This is a genomic window from Amycolatopsis sp. NPDC005961, from assembly GCF_040629235.1.
In the GTDB taxonomy this organism is placed as follows: Bacteria; Actinomycetota; Actinomycetes; order Mycobacteriales; family Pseudonocardiaceae; genus Amycolatopsis; species Amycolatopsis camponoti.
This window is the reverse complement of sequence record NZ_JBEXVF010000066.1, coordinates 1-15,114: the sequence shown is the minus strand read 5'-3', so window position 1 is coordinate 15,114 and position 15,114 is coordinate 1. Positions and strand designations below refer to the sequence as shown.

15 protein-coding genes are annotated in these 15,114 nt (G+C 70.6%); 10 read left to right on the top strand and 5 right to left on the bottom strand.

What is annotated here, in order from left to right:
• Positions 1 to 65: 65 nt before the first annotated feature.
• A complete protein-coding gene (locus tag ABZ342_RS38935) occupies positions 66 to 1,382 on the bottom strand; it encodes a PLP-dependent aminotransferase family protein (protein WP_360484136.1) in 1,317 nt (438 codons plus the stop codon).
• Positions 1,383 to 1,428: 46 nt separating this feature from the next.
• Between ABZ342_RS38935 and ABZ342_RS38930 the strand changes: the two genes are divergently transcribed.
• A complete protein-coding gene (locus tag ABZ342_RS38930; RefSeq protein ID WP_360484133.1) occupies positions 1,429 to 2,424 on the top strand; it encodes an aldo/keto reductase in 996 nt (331 codons plus the stop codon).
• Here the strand turns inward: ABZ342_RS38930 and ABZ342_RS38925 are convergent, their stop codons facing one another.
• Both ABZ342_RS38925 and ABZ342_RS38920 read right to left on the bottom strand, forming a co-directional pair.
• Positions 2,425 to 3,048, bottom strand: a complete 624-nt coding sequence (locus ABZ342_RS38925) for a response regulator transcription factor (RefSeq protein ID WP_360484130.1) — start codon at positions 3,046 to 3,048, stop codon at positions 2,425 to 2,427.
• Positions 3,045 to 4,148 (bottom strand): sensor histidine kinase, encoded by a 1,104-nt coding sequence (locus ABZ342_RS38920; RefSeq protein WP_360484127.1) that lies wholly within the window; start codon positions 4,146 to 4,148, stop codon positions 3,045 to 3,047. The genes ABZ342_RS38925 and ABZ342_RS38920 overlap by 4 nt, the downstream gene beginning before the upstream one ends.
• 157 nt (positions 4,149 to 4,305) lie before the next feature.
• Here ABZ342_RS38920 and ABZ342_RS38915 point away from each other — a divergent pair, with 157 nt between their 5' ends.
• A complete protein-coding gene (locus ABZ342_RS38915; protein WP_360484124.1) occupies positions 4,306 to 4,821 on the top strand; it encodes a heme-binding protein in 516 nt (171 codons plus the stop codon).
• A 10-nt stretch (positions 4,822 to 4,831) separates the two neighbouring features.
• On the top strand, positions 4,832 to 6,031 hold the full coding sequence (locus tag ABZ342_RS38910; RefSeq protein ID WP_360484122.1) for an amidohydrolase family protein: 1,200 nt from the start codon (positions 4,832 to 4,834) through the stop codon (positions 6,029 to 6,031).
• Here ABZ342_RS38910 and ABZ342_RS38905 read toward each other — a convergent pair.
• Positions 6,021 to 6,851: a LysR family transcriptional regulator gene (locus ABZ342_RS38905; RefSeq protein WP_360484119.1), complete on the bottom strand. Its 831-nt coding sequence runs from the start codon at positions 6,849 to 6,851 to the stop codon at positions 6,021 to 6,023. The genes ABZ342_RS38910 and ABZ342_RS38905 overlap by 11 nt on opposite strands.
• An 83-nt stretch (positions 6,852 to 6,934) precedes the next feature.
• Between ABZ342_RS38905 and ABZ342_RS38900 the strand changes: the two genes are divergently transcribed.
• Entirely contained in the window at positions 6,935 to 8,179 is a 1,245-nt protein-coding gene (locus tag ABZ342_RS38900) for an MFS transporter (protein WP_360484116.1), read from the top strand.
• 85 nt (positions 8,180 to 8,264) lie between these two features.
• Positions 8,265 to 8,447: a hypothetical protein gene (locus tag ABZ342_RS38895; RefSeq protein ID WP_155540823.1), complete on the top strand. Its 183-nt coding sequence runs from the start codon at positions 8,265 to 8,267 to the stop codon at positions 8,445 to 8,447.
• A 41-nt stretch (positions 8,448 to 8,488) separates the two neighbouring features.
• On the opposite strand, the gene ABZ342_RS38890 is transcribed toward ABZ342_RS38895, so the two are convergent.
• Complete coding sequence (locus ABZ342_RS38890) at positions 8,489 to 11,380, bottom strand: BTAD domain-containing putative transcriptional regulator (protein WP_360484111.1); 2,892 nt, start codon at positions 11,378 to 11,380, stop codon at positions 8,489 to 8,491.
• 146 nt (positions 11,381 to 11,526) lie between these two features.
• On the opposite strand from ABZ342_RS38890, the gene ABZ342_RS38885 reads away from it, so the two are divergent.
• The 5 genes from ABZ342_RS38885 to ABZ342_RS38865 all read left to right on the top strand — a co-directional run bounded on the left by ABZ342_RS38885 (position 11,527) and on the right by ABZ342_RS38865 (position 14,861).
• Complete coding sequence (locus ABZ342_RS38885; RefSeq protein WP_155540824.1) at positions 11,527 to 12,126, top strand: hypothetical protein; 600 nt, start codon at positions 11,527 to 11,529, stop codon at positions 12,124 to 12,126.
• Between the two features lie 168 nt (positions 12,127 to 12,294).
• Positions 12,295 to 13,074 (top strand): hypothetical protein, encoded by a 780-nt coding sequence (locus tag ABZ342_RS38880; RefSeq protein ID WP_360484108.1) that lies wholly within the window; start codon positions 12,295 to 12,297, stop codon positions 13,072 to 13,074.
• A 41-nt stretch (positions 13,075 to 13,115) separates the two neighbouring features.
• Positions 13,116 to 14,198 carry a hypothetical protein gene (locus ABZ342_RS38875; RefSeq protein WP_360484105.1) on the top strand — a complete coding sequence of 361 codons (1,083 nt, stop codon included), beginning with the start codon at positions 13,116 to 13,118 and terminating at the stop codon, positions 14,196 to 14,198.
• 2 nt (positions 14,199 to 14,200) lie between these two features.
• Positions 14,201 to 14,566 carry a hypothetical protein gene (locus tag ABZ342_RS38870; RefSeq protein WP_360484102.1) on the top strand — a complete coding sequence of 122 codons (366 nt, stop codon included), beginning with the start codon at positions 14,201 to 14,203 and terminating at the stop codon, positions 14,564 to 14,566.
• Positions 14,559 to 14,861 carry a hypothetical protein gene (locus ABZ342_RS38865; RefSeq protein ID WP_360484099.1) on the top strand — a complete coding sequence of 101 codons (303 nt, stop codon included), beginning with the start codon at positions 14,559 to 14,561 and terminating at the stop codon, positions 14,859 to 14,861. Before ABZ342_RS38870 ends, ABZ342_RS38865 begins: the two co-directional genes overlap by 8 nt.
• Positions 14,862 to 15,114 lie beyond the last annotated feature (253 nt).

Genomic DNA, 15,114 nt, shown 5'->3' with positions numbered 1-15,114 from the left:
GGACCTTTGGTCAGGCCCGTCGTTCGGTCAGCAGCTTTCCACCTCGATGGGCGTTTGAGAAGACCTCAACCGGCCGCTTCGCGCAGTAACCGGACGGCGGCACCGACAGCGTTGTCGGCCAGGTTGCCGTAGCCGAGGACGAGCGCGGGCTCGCCGGGAGCCTCGCGGTAGTCGTCGAGATCGGCCACCTTGACGCCCTTGGCGCGCGCCCTCTTCGTCACTTCGGCCGCGTCCCGGTCCAGGTGCAGGAGGAGGTGCAGCCCGGCCGCCACCCCGGAAAGCCGCCCGGGCCCGAGCGCCTCGACGAGCCGGTCGCGCCGGGCGCGGTACCGCAGCCGCGCGGCCCGGAGGTGCCGGTCGTAGCCGCCGCTGTCGACGAACCCGGCGAGCGCGAGCTGGTCGACCACCGGCGGCGCGTGTCCGGGAAGAGTCCACTGTGGAGGGAGCGAGACCCAGCCGAGGCCGAGCGCGGGACTGAGCGTCTTGCTGACCGAACCGAAGAGCGCGACCCGCCCCGGATCGGTGCCCTGCACCGTGCCGACGGGCCGCCGGTCGTAGCGGAACTCGGCGTCGTAGTCGTCTTCGAGGATCAGTCCGTCGACCTCCCGCGCCCAGGCGAGGAGGTCGGCGCGCCGCCGGGGCGAGAGGACGCTGCCGGTGGGGAACTGGTGCGCCGGCGTGACGAGCACGGCCCGTGTCCCGCGCGGGATCCGTCCGACGTCGACGCCCTCGTCGTCGACCGGCACCGGATCGATCGCCATCCCGGTCGCCGCGGCGGCGCGCCGGAGCCGTGTCCAACCGGGATCTTCGACGGCCAGCCGCGTGACGCCGTTCGCCTGCAGGGCACGGCAGACGCGGGTCACGCCGTCGGTGACGCCCCCGCAGATCACGACGTCGTCGGTTTCGGCGCCGCGGACCCGCCGCAGATAGCCGGCGAGGGTCTTGCGGAGCCGGGGATGACCGTCTCGATCGGGGAGCCCGAAGTCGGTGTGCGGCACGGTCGCGAGCACCCCGCGCACGGCGTCCGCCCAGCGTTGCCGCGGGAAGTGCCGCAGGTCGGGGAGTCCGGGCGCGAGGTCGTACCGCGGTGGCGCCGGCCGGGCCGGCGGCTTGGCCGTGACGGCGTCCCCGACCCGCCGCACGCGCGTGGCCGAACCGGCGCGCCCGTCGAGGTAGCCCTCGGCGACGAGCTGGGCGTAGGCCTGCGTGACGACCCACCGCGAGCACCCGAGGTCGGCCGCGAGCTGCCGGCTCGGCGGTACGGAGACGCCGTCGTCGAGCCCGCGGATCGCCCGGCGCAGGGCGCGCGCGAGCTGTTCGTGCTTCGGCCCCGGACCGCTCAGGTCCAGCAGGACGCCCCAATTGGTCTGTGATCCGGCCACACCATTGGACTGTAGTACCGGACCGATTCGGTCGTAGGTTCGTCGCATGAAGAAGGTGGAACTGGGCCGGACCGGCCAGTGGGTGAGCCAGGTGTCGCTGGGCTGCATGACGATGGGCACGTCGACGGACGAGCCGACGTCGGCCCGCATCCTGGACGCGTACCTCGACGCCGGCGGCGGCTTCCTGGACACGGCGAACTGCTACGCGTGGTGGGCGGGCCCGTCGTGCACCGGCGGCGAAAGCGAAGCCCTCCTCGGCCGCCTCTTGAAGGGGCGCCGCGATCGCGTCTTCCTGGCGACGAAAGTCTCGGCGCAGCCCACGGACCTCCCCGCGGCCCGCGCTGCCGTCCGTGCGGACGGCACGACGGACTGGGAGGCGCGCGAGCGGACGTACGAAGGCGCGAGCGCCGCGGTGATCCGGCGCGAGGTGGAGGAAAGCCTGCGGCGCTTGGGAACCGACCACATCGACCTCTACTACGTCCACGTCGACCTCCGCCGTGAACCACTGGAGGAGACGCTGTCCGCATTGGACGGTCTGGTCCGGTCGGGCAAGATCCGCTACACGGGCTGGAGCAACGTCCGGACGTGGCGCCTGGACCGCATCCGGTCCCTGGCGCTGGCCAACGGCTGGGCGCCCCCGGCGGCGGTGCAGGTCCAGCACTCGTACCTGCGCCCGACCGGCCCCGACGTCCCCTCGATCGCGGGCGGCGAGCTGCTGGACTGGCTGTCGCTGCACCCGGACGTCTCGCTGGCCGCGTATTCGTCGCTGCTGCGCGGAATCTACGACGACGCGGCCTACCGCGAGTCGACGCGGATCTGGCGTGCGTATGCGGGCCCGGCCTCGGAAACGCGGCTGGCGGCGGTGGCGAAGGTGGCTTCGGCGCTGGGCGCGTCCGGCAACCAGGTGGCGTTGGCGTGGTTGCTCCACCGGGGCGTGCTTCCGCTGATCGGCCCGCGGACCTGGGAACACTACGAGTCGATCGCGCCGGCGTTCACCTTGGCGCTGCCGGACGAGCACCTGTCCCTGTTGGACAACGCGTGATCAGTCCAGCAGCCGCTGTTCCTTGGCCACCGCGACCGCGCCGGCCCGGGTGTCGACGCCGAGCTTGCCGTAGATCCGGCCCAGGTGGGTCTTGACCGTCGCCTCGCTGATGAACAGCGCGCGGGCGATCTCCTTGTTGCCCAGCCCCTGGGCCAGCTGGCGGAGGATGTCGCCTTCGCGGTCGGTCAGCGTGGGCCGTGGGGCGCGCAGCTGGGCCATCATCCGGTCGGCGACCGGCGGGGACACCGCGGTGCGCCCGGCCGCGGCCGCCTCGATCGCCGTGTACAGCTCGTTGGCGGACCCGGCTTTGAGGAGGTACCCGGTGGCGCCGGCGGCGATGGCCCGGCTGATGTCGGCGTCGGTGTCGTAGGTCGTCAGTACCAGGATCCGGGGCGCGCTGGGGGTGCTCCGGATCCGCCGCGTCGCCTCGATCCCGTCGATCCCGGCACCGAGCTGGATGTCCATGAGGACGACGTCGGGGTGCGTGGCGGCGGCGGTCGCGACGGCTTCCTCGCCGCTCGCCGCCTCCCCGATGACCTCGATGCCGTCCGCACCCCCCAGCAGGGCGCGCAGGCCGGCGCGCACGACGGCGTGGTCGTCGCAGACCAGCACGCGAATGCTCATCGAACGGTCTCCCAGGGGATCGCGGCCGAAATCACCGTGCCCTGGCCGGGCGCGGACTCCACGGTCAGCCTGCCACCGAGCTGCTGAGCCCGGACGCGCATGGCCGGCAGCCCGTGGCCCCGCTCGCCCTCGGGCGCGGATTCGAGGAAACCGCGCCCGTCGTCGGCGACGTCGAGGACGACCTGGTCGTCGAGGTAGGTGAGGGTGAGGACGACGCGGCCGGCGTCGGCGTGTTCGCGCGCGTTGGCCAGCGCGCCCTGGGCGATCCGGACCACAGTGGACTGGACGCGCTCGGGCAGCGGCCGCTCGGCGCCGTCGATGCGGACGTCGACCGGCAGCCCGGCCCGGCCGGCCACCGCGCGCAGCGCTTCTTCGAGCGTGGCGTCGACGAGGTCGGCGGGAGCGAGGTCCTGGACGAGCCGGCGTGCCTCCGACAGGTTGCCCGCGCCGATGCGCTGGGCCGCACGCACGTGTTCGCGCGCGAGGTCGGGCCGGTCCCAGGCCAGGTCGGCGGCCTGCAGCAGCATCGCCTGGCTGGACAGGCCCTGCGCGAGCGCGTCGTGGAGCTCCCGGGACACGCGGTGCCGCTCGGCCAGCACGCCGGCGCGTCGCTCGGATTCGCGCAGCCGCTCGGCCTGGCGTCGCATGTAGGTGATGACCGCGGCGGTGACCGCCGCGATGGCGATCGGCACGATGGTCAGGTTCGGGTCGAAGCCGTCGGCCAGCCGGTTCTGCGAGACGACCACCAGCACCGTGATCACGGTGACCAGGGCGAGGGCCTGCCCGGTCGGCAGCGTGCGCAGGCCGGTGACGAACAGCGGGATGGCCGACCAGGCGAAGCTGGGGGCGAGCACCACCAGCACGACCCAGAGCGCGAGGACCACGGTCAGCCAGAGCAGGCTGCTCGGCCGGAAGACCAGGCCCGCGCCGTACGCGAGGACCAGCGCGGCGGTGAACGCGATCACCCAGGGGGTCAGCGGGTTGCCGTCGTGGCGCGTCAGGAAGCGGACCGCCGAGGCGAGCACCAGCAGGAAGAACGCCGAGTGCATGACCACGGCGAGCCACCTCGTGTCGGCGTCGGCTCCGGTCATGCCGTCCATGCTGGCTCCTTCCTCGTCCGAGACCAGCCTCAGCCCGGCGGAAGGGCCGCGCATCAGCCGATCGGATGACCCGGTTGTCGGCCGGGACGACGACCGGATCGTGCCCGCGGCGGGGTGAAGCTGGAGTCATCGCACTTCCGAACCCGAGGAGCAGACCATGATCTCGACCCGTACCCGGATCGCCGCCGCCGTTGCCGGACTCGCCGCGGTCGGCGCCACGACCGTCGGCGCTGTGTCCGCCACCGCGGCCCCGGCCGCGCCCAAGGGCGTCATCCAGACGTCGCACCTGTCGATCGCCGCCGCTTCGAAGGCCGCCCAGGCCGCTTTGGACGCCGCGGGCAAGGCCGGTCAGCACGTGTCGGTCGCCGTCGTGGACCGCGACGGCAACACCATCCTGACCCTGCGCGGCGACGGCGCGGGCCCGCAGTCCTACAGCTCCGCCCAGGAAAAGGCGTTCACGGCGGTGTCCTGGAACGCGAAGACGTCCGAACTGGTCGGCCGCCTGCAGCAGACCCCGACGCTGAAGGACATCGACGGCACCTTGTTCCTGGCCGGCGCGGTCCCGGTGACCGCGGGTTCCGCCCCGATCGCCGCGGTGGGTGTCGCCGGGGCGCCGTCCGGTGCGCAGGACGAGGCGTTCGCGCAGGCCGGTGTGGACGCGCTGGGCAAGTAGCGTGTCATCGATGTTGATCCGAGATGTCCGCCCGTGGGGCGGTGCGCGAAGTGACGTCGAGGTGCGGGGCGACCGGATCGCGGCGGTCCGTCCGCACTCGCCTGGGCCGGCGACCGTCGAAGGCCGCGGCCGGCTGCTGTTCCCGGCGTTCAGCGACGTCCACGTGCACCTCGACTCGACGCGGATCGGGCTGCCGTTCCGGCCGCACACCGGCGGGCCCGGCGTGGTGGCGATGATGACGAACGACCGCGAGAACTGGCGCACGGCGGAGGTCCCGCTGCCGGAACGGGTGGCCGGGACCCTTGAGCGGATGATCGCGCACGGCACCACGCGCGTCCGCAGCTACGCGCAGGTCGACGTCGACTGCGAGCTGGAGAAGCTCGACGCCGTCCTGGCGGCGCGGGAGAAGTTCGCCGACCAGGCCGAGGTGCAGGTGATGGCGTTCGCGCAGGCCGGCATCCTGCGCGAACCGGGCACGCTGGACGTCCTGGACGCGGCGATGCGCTCCGGCGCGACGGTGATCGGCGGCATCGACCCGTGCACGCTGGATCGCGATCCGAAAGGACACCTGGACGCGGTGTTCGGCCTGGCGGAAAAGCACCACGCGGAGATCGACATCCACCTGCACGAGCCGGGGCACCTCGGCCTGTTCTCGACGGACCTGGTGATCGAGCGCGTACGCGCGCTGGACATGCGGGGCAAGGTGACGATGTCCCACGCGTACGACCTGGGCTCGATCTCCGAGTCGGTGAGCCGCCGGGTCATCGATGACTTCGCGTCGCTGGACATCGCGATGACGACGGTGGCGCCTTCTGCCGCCGGTCAACTGTCCCTTTTGGACTTGGTTGCTTCGGGTGTCCGCATCGGACTCGGTGAGGACGGCCAGCGGGACTACTGGAGCCCGTACGGCAACTGCGACCTGCTGGACCGGACGTGGCAGCTGGCGTTCACCCGCGGCTTCCGCCGTGACGCGGACATCGAGCTGGCGCTGGCGGTGGCGACGATGGGTGGCGCGTCGATCATGAGCCACGACGTCCCGCGCCTGACCGGCGTTTCCGATCGCCCCGGCCTGGCCGCCGGTGATCGAGCGGACCTGGTCTTGGTCGACGGCGAAACGCCGGCCAGTGCGGTGATGGACCGCGGTCGCGATCGGACAGTCGTCCACGACGGAGTCGTGGTGGCGGACGGCTTGTCCGTGGTCAAGCACTAGCGAGCAGCGCGGCGATGCTGGGTTTGTGTTCGTCGCGCCGCCGCCACGTCAGGGTGACGTCGGTGGTCTCGCCGGCGAGCGGAACGGCGACGGCGCCGGGGTGGTCGACCAGGGCGGGCACGATCCCGCAGCCCATCCCGGCGGCGACGCACCGCCCGAGGGCGGCGAGGCTGCCCACCTCGGTGTCGATGACGGGTCCGTCGAGCCGGTCCAGCATTTCCCGGAAGCCGCACCCCTTCGGCGTCGCCAGGAACCCGACCCCGCGAAGATCTCCGGGTACGGCTTTTTCCTTGCTCGCCAACGGGTGTCCCGGCGGGACGATGACGACGAGCGGTACCTCGCCGATCTTCCGGCTGGCGAAGGTGGGCTCGCCCGGCGCGTCGCCGAAGGTGAAGCAGACGTCCATTTCGGACTCCCGGACCCCGTGGTACAGCTCGCCGCGGCCGCCTTCCTTCAGCGTCAGCTTGACGCCGGGCCACCGCGTCCGGTAGTGGCTGAGGATGCCGGGAACCCAGTGCGCGCAAAGGGTTTCGAGCGCGCCGATGGTCAGGTCGCCGTCGGGCTCGCCGCGTTCGTCGTCGACGGCTGCCTTGGCTTCTTCGACGAGTTCGAGCACCTGGTCGGCGTACCCGGACAGACGTTTCCCGGCGGCGGTGAGCGTCCGGTTCGTCCGGTCGAAGAGCTTGGCGCCGAGCTCGGCTTCGAGGGCCTGGATCTGTTCGCTGACGCTGGACTGCGCGTAGTGCAGCTCGGCGGCGGCGTGGGTGAGGTTGAGCGTCCGCGCGACGACGCGGAAGGTGCGCAGGTGACGCAGTTCCATGAGGACCCCCATCGGCGTTTCCGATACCGGCCATCGTAACTGCCTGCTTCCGCCGGTGTCACGGAGAGTCCAGGCTTCCGTTTGTGGCAAGACTCCTCGCAGGCCTCTCGCTGGGCTACTTCCTGGTCATGCTGGACACGACGATCGTGACGGTGGCGCTGCCGTCGATGTCGCCGTCTTTGCCGGACCAGCAATGGATTTCGAACGGCTACACGCTGACGTTCGCGGCCTTCCTGTTGACGGCCGGCGCGTGGTCGGACCGCTTCGGCGCGCGTCGCGTGTTCTTCACGGGCCTGACGTCGTTCGCTGCGTTGTCGTTGTTGTCGGCTTTCGCGTTCTCGCCGGCCGTGTTGATCGCCCTCCGCGCGTTGCTCGGAGTCGCGGGCGCGTTGCTGGTGCCGTCATCGCTGTCCCTGATCGCTTCGGCTTACCCATCCGCGTCCGCCCGGGCGAAGGCGATGGGCGTGTGGGCGGCGGTGAGCGGAACGGGCCTGGTGGCGGGCCCCCTCCTGGGCGGCCTCCTGACGGAGGCGTTCGGCTGGCGCGCGATCTTCGTGGTGAACGTCCCGGTGGCGCTGGTGGCACTGGCGCTGTCCCGCTCGGCCCCCGCGACGCCGCCCAAGCCGCGACAAGTCGACCTGATCGGCCAAATCACGGCCGTAGTCGCTTTGTCGACATTGACGTACACGCTGGTCGAGGGCAACTTTTGGTTGCTGCCGTTGCCGATGATCGCGGCCGCGGCGTTCGTGGCATCCCAACGCCGCCCAGGCGCGATGCTGCCGGTTTCCCTGCTTTCCCGGAACCTCCTGGCCGGCGCGATCGTGAACTTCGCCTTGTCGGGCGTGCTGTTCGTGCTGTCGCTGTACTTCCAGGAGACGCGCGGCTATTCACCGTCATCGACAGGTCTGGCATTCCTGCCGTTGACGATCCCGACGGCGTTCAACCCGATCTTCACAGGCCGTCTGGTCGCCCGAATCGGCCCGCGCATCCCGGCGATATCGGGTTTCGTCCTGATGTCGACGGGCACGCTCCTGCAGGCATTCACGCCCTGGTCGGTAATAGCGCTGGCACTGCTGGGTTTCGGCGTATCCCTGACGATCCCCTCACTGCTGACGGCGGTGGTGGGATCGGCGCCACCGGAGCTGACCGGCGTCGCGGGCGGAGCACTGAACGCGTCCCGCCAGACGGGCGCGGTCCTGGGCGTGGCGATCTTGGGTGCGTTCTCGACCGCCACGACTGCCCTGATCGTCGCGGCGATCGTCCTGCTCGCCGGCGCTTTCCTGTTTCCTGTTTCCTATTCCCGTAGGCAACAGGAAACGCCTTGTTGACGCATCCCGCCTGACGAATCCTGGTTGCAGGGCCCGGAAATCCTCCGGAATCCCTGAAAACCACCATTCCTTTGGAGGATTCGTCATGTCCATGCCCAAGAAGCTGGCCAGAATCGGCGGCCCCGTCGTGGCGCTCTGCATCATCGCGGCGGCGCCGCTGATCGGCTCCACCGCGGCGTTCGCGGACGGCGACGGCGGCACGCCCCCGCCGCCCACCACCACCGGCCCGCCGCCCGCGGGCACCAACGGCAACCCCTGGCACGGTTGACACGCCCCGGGCCGGCCGCACCCCGGCCGGCCCGGAATGCGTCAGCGCGCGCTGCAGGCGCATTCCAGCGCCGCGCGTTCCTCTCGCACGTCCCCGGCTTCCGGCAGGTCAAGCGCGTCGAATCCGGTTTCGGCGGCAGCCCAATGCGTCACAGCCCCGGAATGCTCACCCATCGCGTGGAGCGTTTCGGCGACACCGCGATGAGCGCGCGCCTGGTAAGCGCGGTTTCCGCTGCCGTCAGCCAAGTCCAAAGCCGCCTTGCACGCCGTCAAGGCGTCCCGCCGCGCGCCGCGAGCAAGCGCCGTCGCGCCGCGGTCGAGGTACAACTGCGTGCGCAGGTCGGCGTCCGGCACGTTCGCCGCCACCTCACGCGCCTTGTCGTGGTAGCGCACGGCGTGTGCGAGCCGGCCCTGCTGCCGGTGCACGTTGCCGATGTTGTTCAGCGCGTAAGCCTCGACGCAGTGATCCCCGACCTCGGCGGCGTGCGCGTGCGCCTCCGTGTAACTGGCCAACGCTTCCGAAAGCAGACCCAGGTTCTCCTGCACGGAACCGAGGTTGTTCAGCGTGTGCGCCACACCCTGGACGTGGCCGACTTCGCGCAGCATCCGCGCGGCCGCCGAATGCTGGCGCAGCGCGACGTCGAGGTGGCCGCGCTGCTCGTTCAGATAACCGAGCATGCTCAGCGCGTGGGCCTGGCCGCGCAGGTCCTCGCTCTGCTCGTACTTCGTCAACGCGACCTCGAGGTGGGCCATCGCCTGCTCGTGCTTGCCCAGCTCCATCGTCGGGATCGCGAGCGCGCACAACGTCGCCGCTTCGCCCCGCGTGTCACCGAGCCGGCGCCACTTCGGCAGCGCCTTCGCGGCCAGCTCCAGAGCCTCGGCGAGCTGCCCGCGCCGGTCGTGCGCGGTGGCCAGCCGCAGCAGCACGTGCGCCTGGCCGTAGTCGTTGCCCGGATCGGCCGCGACGGTCTCCCAAGCGAGTTCGAGGGTGCCGATCCAGTCCTCGAACTGGTTCGTCGTGTTGAAGTAGCGCCACAGCAGCACCGCCAGGCGCCACGTGTGCTCGGGCAGGTCGTGCCGCGCGGCGTACCGGATCGCGGCCACGAGGTTGTCGCGCTCGGCGGTGATCCACCGCAGGCCCGCGCCGGCGTCGGCGAAGTCCGGGGTCACCGCGCACGACCGGTCGGACGCGGGCAGCTGCGCCCGGTCGAACGGGTACGCGGCGCCGACCGCGGCCGCCAGCGTGACGAGGTAGAAGTCGAGCAGCCGCACCAGGGCCGGCCCGGGCGCCGGTTCGACGGCGGCGAACTCCTTGAGCGGGTCCAGCATCTGGTACCGCTCCGGCGCGGCCTCCTCCAGCAGGCTGACCTCGTGCAGGTCGTCGAGCAGCCGCCGGGCCTCGGCGACGTCGCACCCGGCCAGCGCCGCGCCGCCGACGACGTCGACGTCCGGCCCGGGCAGGCTGCCGAGCAGCCGGAACAGGGCCCGCTGCGGCTCGCCGAGCTGCTGGAAGGACACCCGGACGGCGGCGATGCCGTCTTCCTCGCCCCAGGGGCCGTTCTCTTCGAGCAGGTGGAGCAGGTGCTCCAGCGGCCACCGGTCGTGCCGCCGGAACAGCGCGGCGGCCACCCGGATCGGCATCGGCAGGAACCCGCACCGCTTGACGATCAGCGCCACCTCGGCCGCCCGGCCGCGCACCCGCGACGGGTCGGTCAGCGCGTGGAACAGCTCGGTCGCTTCGTCCGGCGGCAGCGGTGACAGCCGGACGGGCTCGCCCACGTCACCCATCCGCCGGCTGGTGACGACGGCGAGACAGCCGTCCGCCTCGGGCAGCAACGGCCGGATCTGCTCCGGCGACGCGGCGTTGTCCAGCACGACCAGCGTGCGCGTACCCCACAACGTCGTCTGGTAGAGCGTGACCTTCCGGCCGACGGTGGCCGGGATCTGCTCGGCCGGCACACCGAGCTCGACCAGCAGCTCGGTGAGCGCGTCGCCGACGCTGGTCTCGGAGACGCCCGGGGTGAACCCGTTCAGGCGGGCGAGGAGCTGGCCGTCGGGGAAGCGGTCACGCAGCCGGTGCGCCGCTTCGACGGCGAGGCCGGTCTTGCCGACGCCCGGCGCGCCGCTGACCCAGACGGCGCGGCGCCCGGCCGCGGCGGCCGTCTCGATCGCGGCGATCTCGGCGGCGCGGCCGGTGAACCCGCCGGGACGGGAGGGCAGCGAGCTGGGCGGTTCGCCGTGTTCGGCGCGCGCGGCGAGGTTGCGCAGCACCGGGCCGGGCTCCATGCGCAGCTCGGCGAGCGCGTCGCGGGTGCTGCTGAAGACGCGCAGCGCGCCGACCTGATCACCCCCGGCGAGCAGGGCGCGCATGAGGAAACCGGCGTGCTTCTGGCTGGCGGGATCGGACCGGAAGAGCGGCCGCAGCCGGTCGCGCGCCGACCGGTGGTCGCCGGTGTCGAGCTCCAGCTCGGCGAGGTCGCCGACGGCGTCGGGCAGGCTCTCCTCCGGGAACCCGACCTCGGGCCCGCCGACGCGGTCGATGTCGATGTCCTCGAGGAACCGCCCGCGCCACAGGCCGACGGCTTCCCTCAGCAGCTCGATCTTCCGGCGCGGGTCGTCGGTCCGGCCGGCCTCGGCGCGCAACCGGGCGAACCGGACGGTGTCGAGCTGGTCGTCGCCGACACGCAGGAGGTAGCCGGTCGGCGTGGTCTCGATGCCGACGCCGACGTCGCGCAGCCGCTTGATGTACCCGCGGATCAGCGTGGGCTTGGCTTCGCGGTCGGCCCAGACGATCTCGGCGAGGCGGGCGCTCGACACCGGCTTGTTGGCGTTCAGGAGCAGCACGACGAGAACGAACCGTTGCTGCTGGTCACCCAGCTGCACCGGCACGCCGTTGTGCCACGCCTCCAGCGGGCCGAGCATCCGAAACTCCACGCGGCCTCCCCGGCGTCAGGTTGCTTTCCCCGGTTGTGTCGCGCAATCGGCCGTTGGAGTTTCGGTAATCCGCATTTCTTGCACGTTCGATACACACCGGGTTGCCAGACTCCGCCGGTCGAATCAGGGGTGAAGGAGAAACCGGTATGGGGTCCGACGTGTTGCCGTGTTACGTCGCGTGCGACATCTCGCTTTCGATGGCCGACCACATCGAGGAGCTGAACAAGGGACTACGCGAGTTCCGGGGGGCGGTCCACGCCGACGCGTCGGTCGCCGACCGGGTCCTGTGCAGTGTGATCGGCTTCGGGGAGGAGCCGTCGGCGGTCCACGGGCTGTACCTCGCGGCCGAGGTCGCCGAACTGCCGCCGCCAAGCCCGTGCGCGGGCACCAACTTCGGACCGGTGTTCACGTTCCTGCGCTCGGTCATCGACGTGGACGTCCGGCTCCTGGAGACACACAGGGTGCGGGTCCACCGGCCGTTGGTGTTCTTCCTGTCGGACGGCCAGCCGACGGATCCGGTGACCTGGCCGTCGGCGTTCTCGTCGTTGTGCGACCCGGCTTGGGCGCGCCGCCCCCGGGTGGTGGCGTTCGGGGTGGGCGACGCGGACGAGCAGGCGCTGGGCCGCATCGGCACGTTCCGCACGTACCTGAGCCGCGACGGCGTCCGTCTGGGGACGGCGCTGATCGCCTCGGTGATGCACGTTCTGTCCACTTCCGGTCCACCGCCCGGCCGCACGCTGTCCTAGAAGGGGGTGCTGGCCATGGAGACGCACTGAAGGAGAGCAACCGTGGGGCGTTCTGAGCTGGTCCAGGAGCTGAAAACGCTGCGCAAGGGTCGTGGCTTGGCGGGCCGCGTCGAGGACCGGGTGGGGCCGTGTCTTCGTTCGGCATGCGCGGTCTCGGCGGAGGACGGGATGGTGGCGATCCGCGAGAAGGTGTCGGATCGTTTGACGGGCCTGGCGGAGGACCTCCCGGAGGACCTGCGAGTGGCGGCGCTGGCGGCTTTCGCGATCTGCGCGGAAGCCCGCCAGCCGCTATACCAGGACAGAGTCCGTTGGGCGGCTCATCGTCTGGACCGCGACCCCCGAACGGTCCGGCGGCGTGTCGACGAGGCGATCGACCTGCTGGCGGAGCTGGCTTCGGCGTCGTCGTCCCCGCCGGCTGTTTCTGGGGACTGGCACACGTCGTCGTTGTCGATCGCGCTGGTGCTGGACGAGCTTGTGGTTCTCGAGCAGCGCCGGATCGTGGCCGACCAGGACGGGCTCCGCTCTGTCGATCTGGCGGTGTCGCTCCCCGCCGGATGCCCCTCGGCCACTGTTCTCTACGGCGGGACTTTGGTGGATCGCGGGATGGAGACGTCGACCCGCTGGGGATACGGGTTGGAGCTGCCCCGCCCCTTGACGCGGGGTGAGTCGTGGGAGGTGGCGATCTTGTTCCGGCCGCCGTCGTTGCGGCCGTACATGGTCACGGTGCCGCGTCAGCCGTGCGATTCGTTCGACTTGCGGGTCCGCTTCGGTCGGCTCCCGTCTCCCGAGGTCTGGGCATTGGACGGGGCGTTCCAGAGGGACGTGTCGGACCCGGGCTACCAAGGCCGCCCTCTCGCGGTCGACTCGTCGGGGGAGGTGGGGTTGAAATTCCGCGGCCTCATGCCGGGCCTGGCGTACGGAGCCCGCTGGCGCGGCACGGACGAGTGAACCGGGCAGTCCGGCGGCTTGGTCCTGGGCATACTGCTCGCGTGGGCTTCACGGTGGACACCTTCCAGATCGCTTCGTACGGCGGCATCGTGCGAAACCACCACGACGGCACCAAGGTCGCGGAGGGCTTCGCCGAGACGAACCTGCAGATCGGCGCGCAACCCGGGTTGATCGCCGAACTGGTCGGCAGCCACGAGCAGGCCAAGGGCCAAATCGTCAAAGCGCTGACGGCCCTGGCCACGGTGTGCGAGGCGAGCAGCGCCGAACTCGATCGCACCCGCCAGATGTACGACCGTGTCGACGCGGGTTCAGCCGAGCGGCTGGACCAGACGTATCCCGATCCCGGACGTCCGCCGCAGATGCCGTCGGTGCCGGGCTTGCCCGCGGACACCAGCACGCAGGCCGTCCGGCAGACCGCTTTTCCGGCGGAACGGCTGAAGCCTCCGCAGGCCGCCGACTTCAGCAATCCGATCCAGCTCGTCAACGACCTGGGCAACCTGATCAGCGCGGGCTACTGGGCGCAGCAGTTCCTGGACGCCACCATCCAGGTCAATCCGGTCGAGGAGTTTTCGAACTGGGTGGCCGGCGATTGGGAACAGTTCGCCAAGGCGTCGGACGCACTGAACTCCCTGTCCTTCTTTGCCGCTGATCTCGCTCAGGACCTGAAGACGAACATCACCGTCCTCTTGACGAGCTGGACCGGCAACGCGGCCAACGAAGCGTTCCGGTACTTCAGCGGGCTGACCGACACCGTGAACGGCTACGCGGAGGGTCTCGGCGCCTTGCGCGACAAGTACCGCGAAGCGGCTCAGGGCGTGTGGGAGTTCTCCGAAACGATCAACGACGTCATCCAGGACATCTTCGACAGCATCTTCTGGGGCGCGATCGAGCTCGCGGCCGGCGGTGTTCTTGCCGAAACGGTGGTCGGCCCGGCCGTTCTCTGGAGCCTTGCCGCACTGGAATGCAAAAACGTCGTCGACGGTTGGAAGCAGATGACAAACCTGCTGATGAACGTGCAGAACACAGTCCGTCTCATCCACGGCGGTGTCCTCGACATCATCGGTTCGGGCGGCACCTTCGAAGCCCACCCCCTGCCGGCCGGCTACGACCACCCCGGAGTCTGAGCGTGTCCCAGGAATTCTCCCCGGACCCGGTGAAGAACCGCGCCCGTCACGCACTCCTGACAAAGCTGGCGGCGAACACAACCAACCCGGCGGCGGCCGAGCTGGCCCGCGAGCTCCTGGCCGGCAACGTGACCCCGCGCGGAGTGTTGAGCTCGAACTCGTACGCCGACTTGCTCGCCGGAAGCACATCCGCCTTCACCGAGTGGTACGGCAACCTGTCCGAGTCCGAGAAGGACGCGCAAGCCGAAGCCGGGCGGAATGCGTTGTCACAGCTGGCATCCGACGACAACCCCGCGCCGTCCCGCAGAGGACGGCAAGACTCCGTCGACGACGAGGATTTCTCCGAGGTGGACTGGCTCGATGGCTGACCCGCGAAACGAATCACCGTTGTTCGACACCGACGCCATCCTGCGCAAGGCGTATTTCGGCGTGTGGCTACTGAGCCTCGTCTTCGTTGGTTTCGCCATTTGGGGCATCGTCCGCTATCCCCATTGGTCGTGGGTCCTGCCCATTGTCGCCGCTGTGGTCGCGTTGGCCGCGAACCATCGCCTGCGCAACGCAAGTCGCCGCGGCGAAACCGTGCTGCTCGCAGTGGTGACGCTGGTGTTCGTCGTGGGTTCAGGAGTAATGCTCGACGTCGCCCTACGCCTGGCCCGCGCTTGACGCGACCCGAAGGTGCCCCCGGCAGGATTCGAACCTGCGACACCCGCTTTTGCGGATCATGGTGCGAGTCACTTGCCGCTAGTGATCGACTTGCGTCAAGACCTGGCGTATTCGCAATTGCAACTGGTCGTTGCGTGATGCTGACTGTGGTCGTTTGCCAAGTATTGGCGGGGGTAAAGTGTGGCCGCCAGCCCGCCAGCCCGCCAGCCCGCCAGCCCGCCAGCCCGCCAGCCCGCCACCCCGACAAAAACAC

Excerpts from the sequence above, each read along its gene's own strand:
- ABZ342_RS38885 (WP_155540824.1), top strand. The coding sequence starts at position 11,527 with ATGGGGTCCGACGTGTTGCCGTGTTACGTCGCGTGCGACATCTCGCTT.
- ABZ342_RS38880 (WP_360484108.1), top strand. The coding sequence starts at position 12,295 with ATGGTGGCGATCCGCGAGAAGGTGTCGGATCGTTTGACGGGCCTGGCG.
- ABZ342_RS38865 (WP_360484099.1), top strand. The coding sequence starts at position 14,559 with ATGGCTGACCCGCGAAACGAATCACCGTTGTTCGACACCGACGCCATC.
- ABZ342_RS38905 (WP_360484119.1), bottom strand. The coding sequence starts at position 6,851 with ATGGAACTGCGTCACCTGCGCACCTTCCGCGTCGTCGCGCGGACGCTC.
- ABZ342_RS38895 (WP_155540823.1), top strand. The coding sequence starts at position 8,265 with ATGTCCATGCCCAAGAAGCTGGCCAGAATCGGCGGCCCCGTCGTGGCG.
- ABZ342_RS38910 (WP_360484122.1), top strand. The coding sequence starts at position 4,832 with ATGTTGATCCGAGATGTCCGCCCGTGGGGCGGTGCGCGAAGTGACGTC.
- ABZ342_RS38920 (WP_360484127.1), bottom strand. The coding sequence starts at position 4,148 with ATGGACGGCATGACCGGAGCCGACGCCGACACGAGGTGGCTCGCCGTG.
- ABZ342_RS38930 (WP_360484133.1), top strand. The coding sequence starts at position 1,429 with ATGAAGAAGGTGGAACTGGGCCGGACCGGCCAGTGGGTGAGCCAGGTG.
- ABZ342_RS38925 (WP_360484130.1), bottom strand. The coding sequence starts at position 3,048 with ATGAGCATTCGCGTGCTGGTCTGCGACGACCACGCCGTCGTGCGCGCC.
- ABZ342_RS38915 (WP_360484124.1), top strand. The coding sequence starts at position 4,306 with ATGATCTCGACCCGTACCCGGATCGCCGCCGCCGTTGCCGGACTCGCC.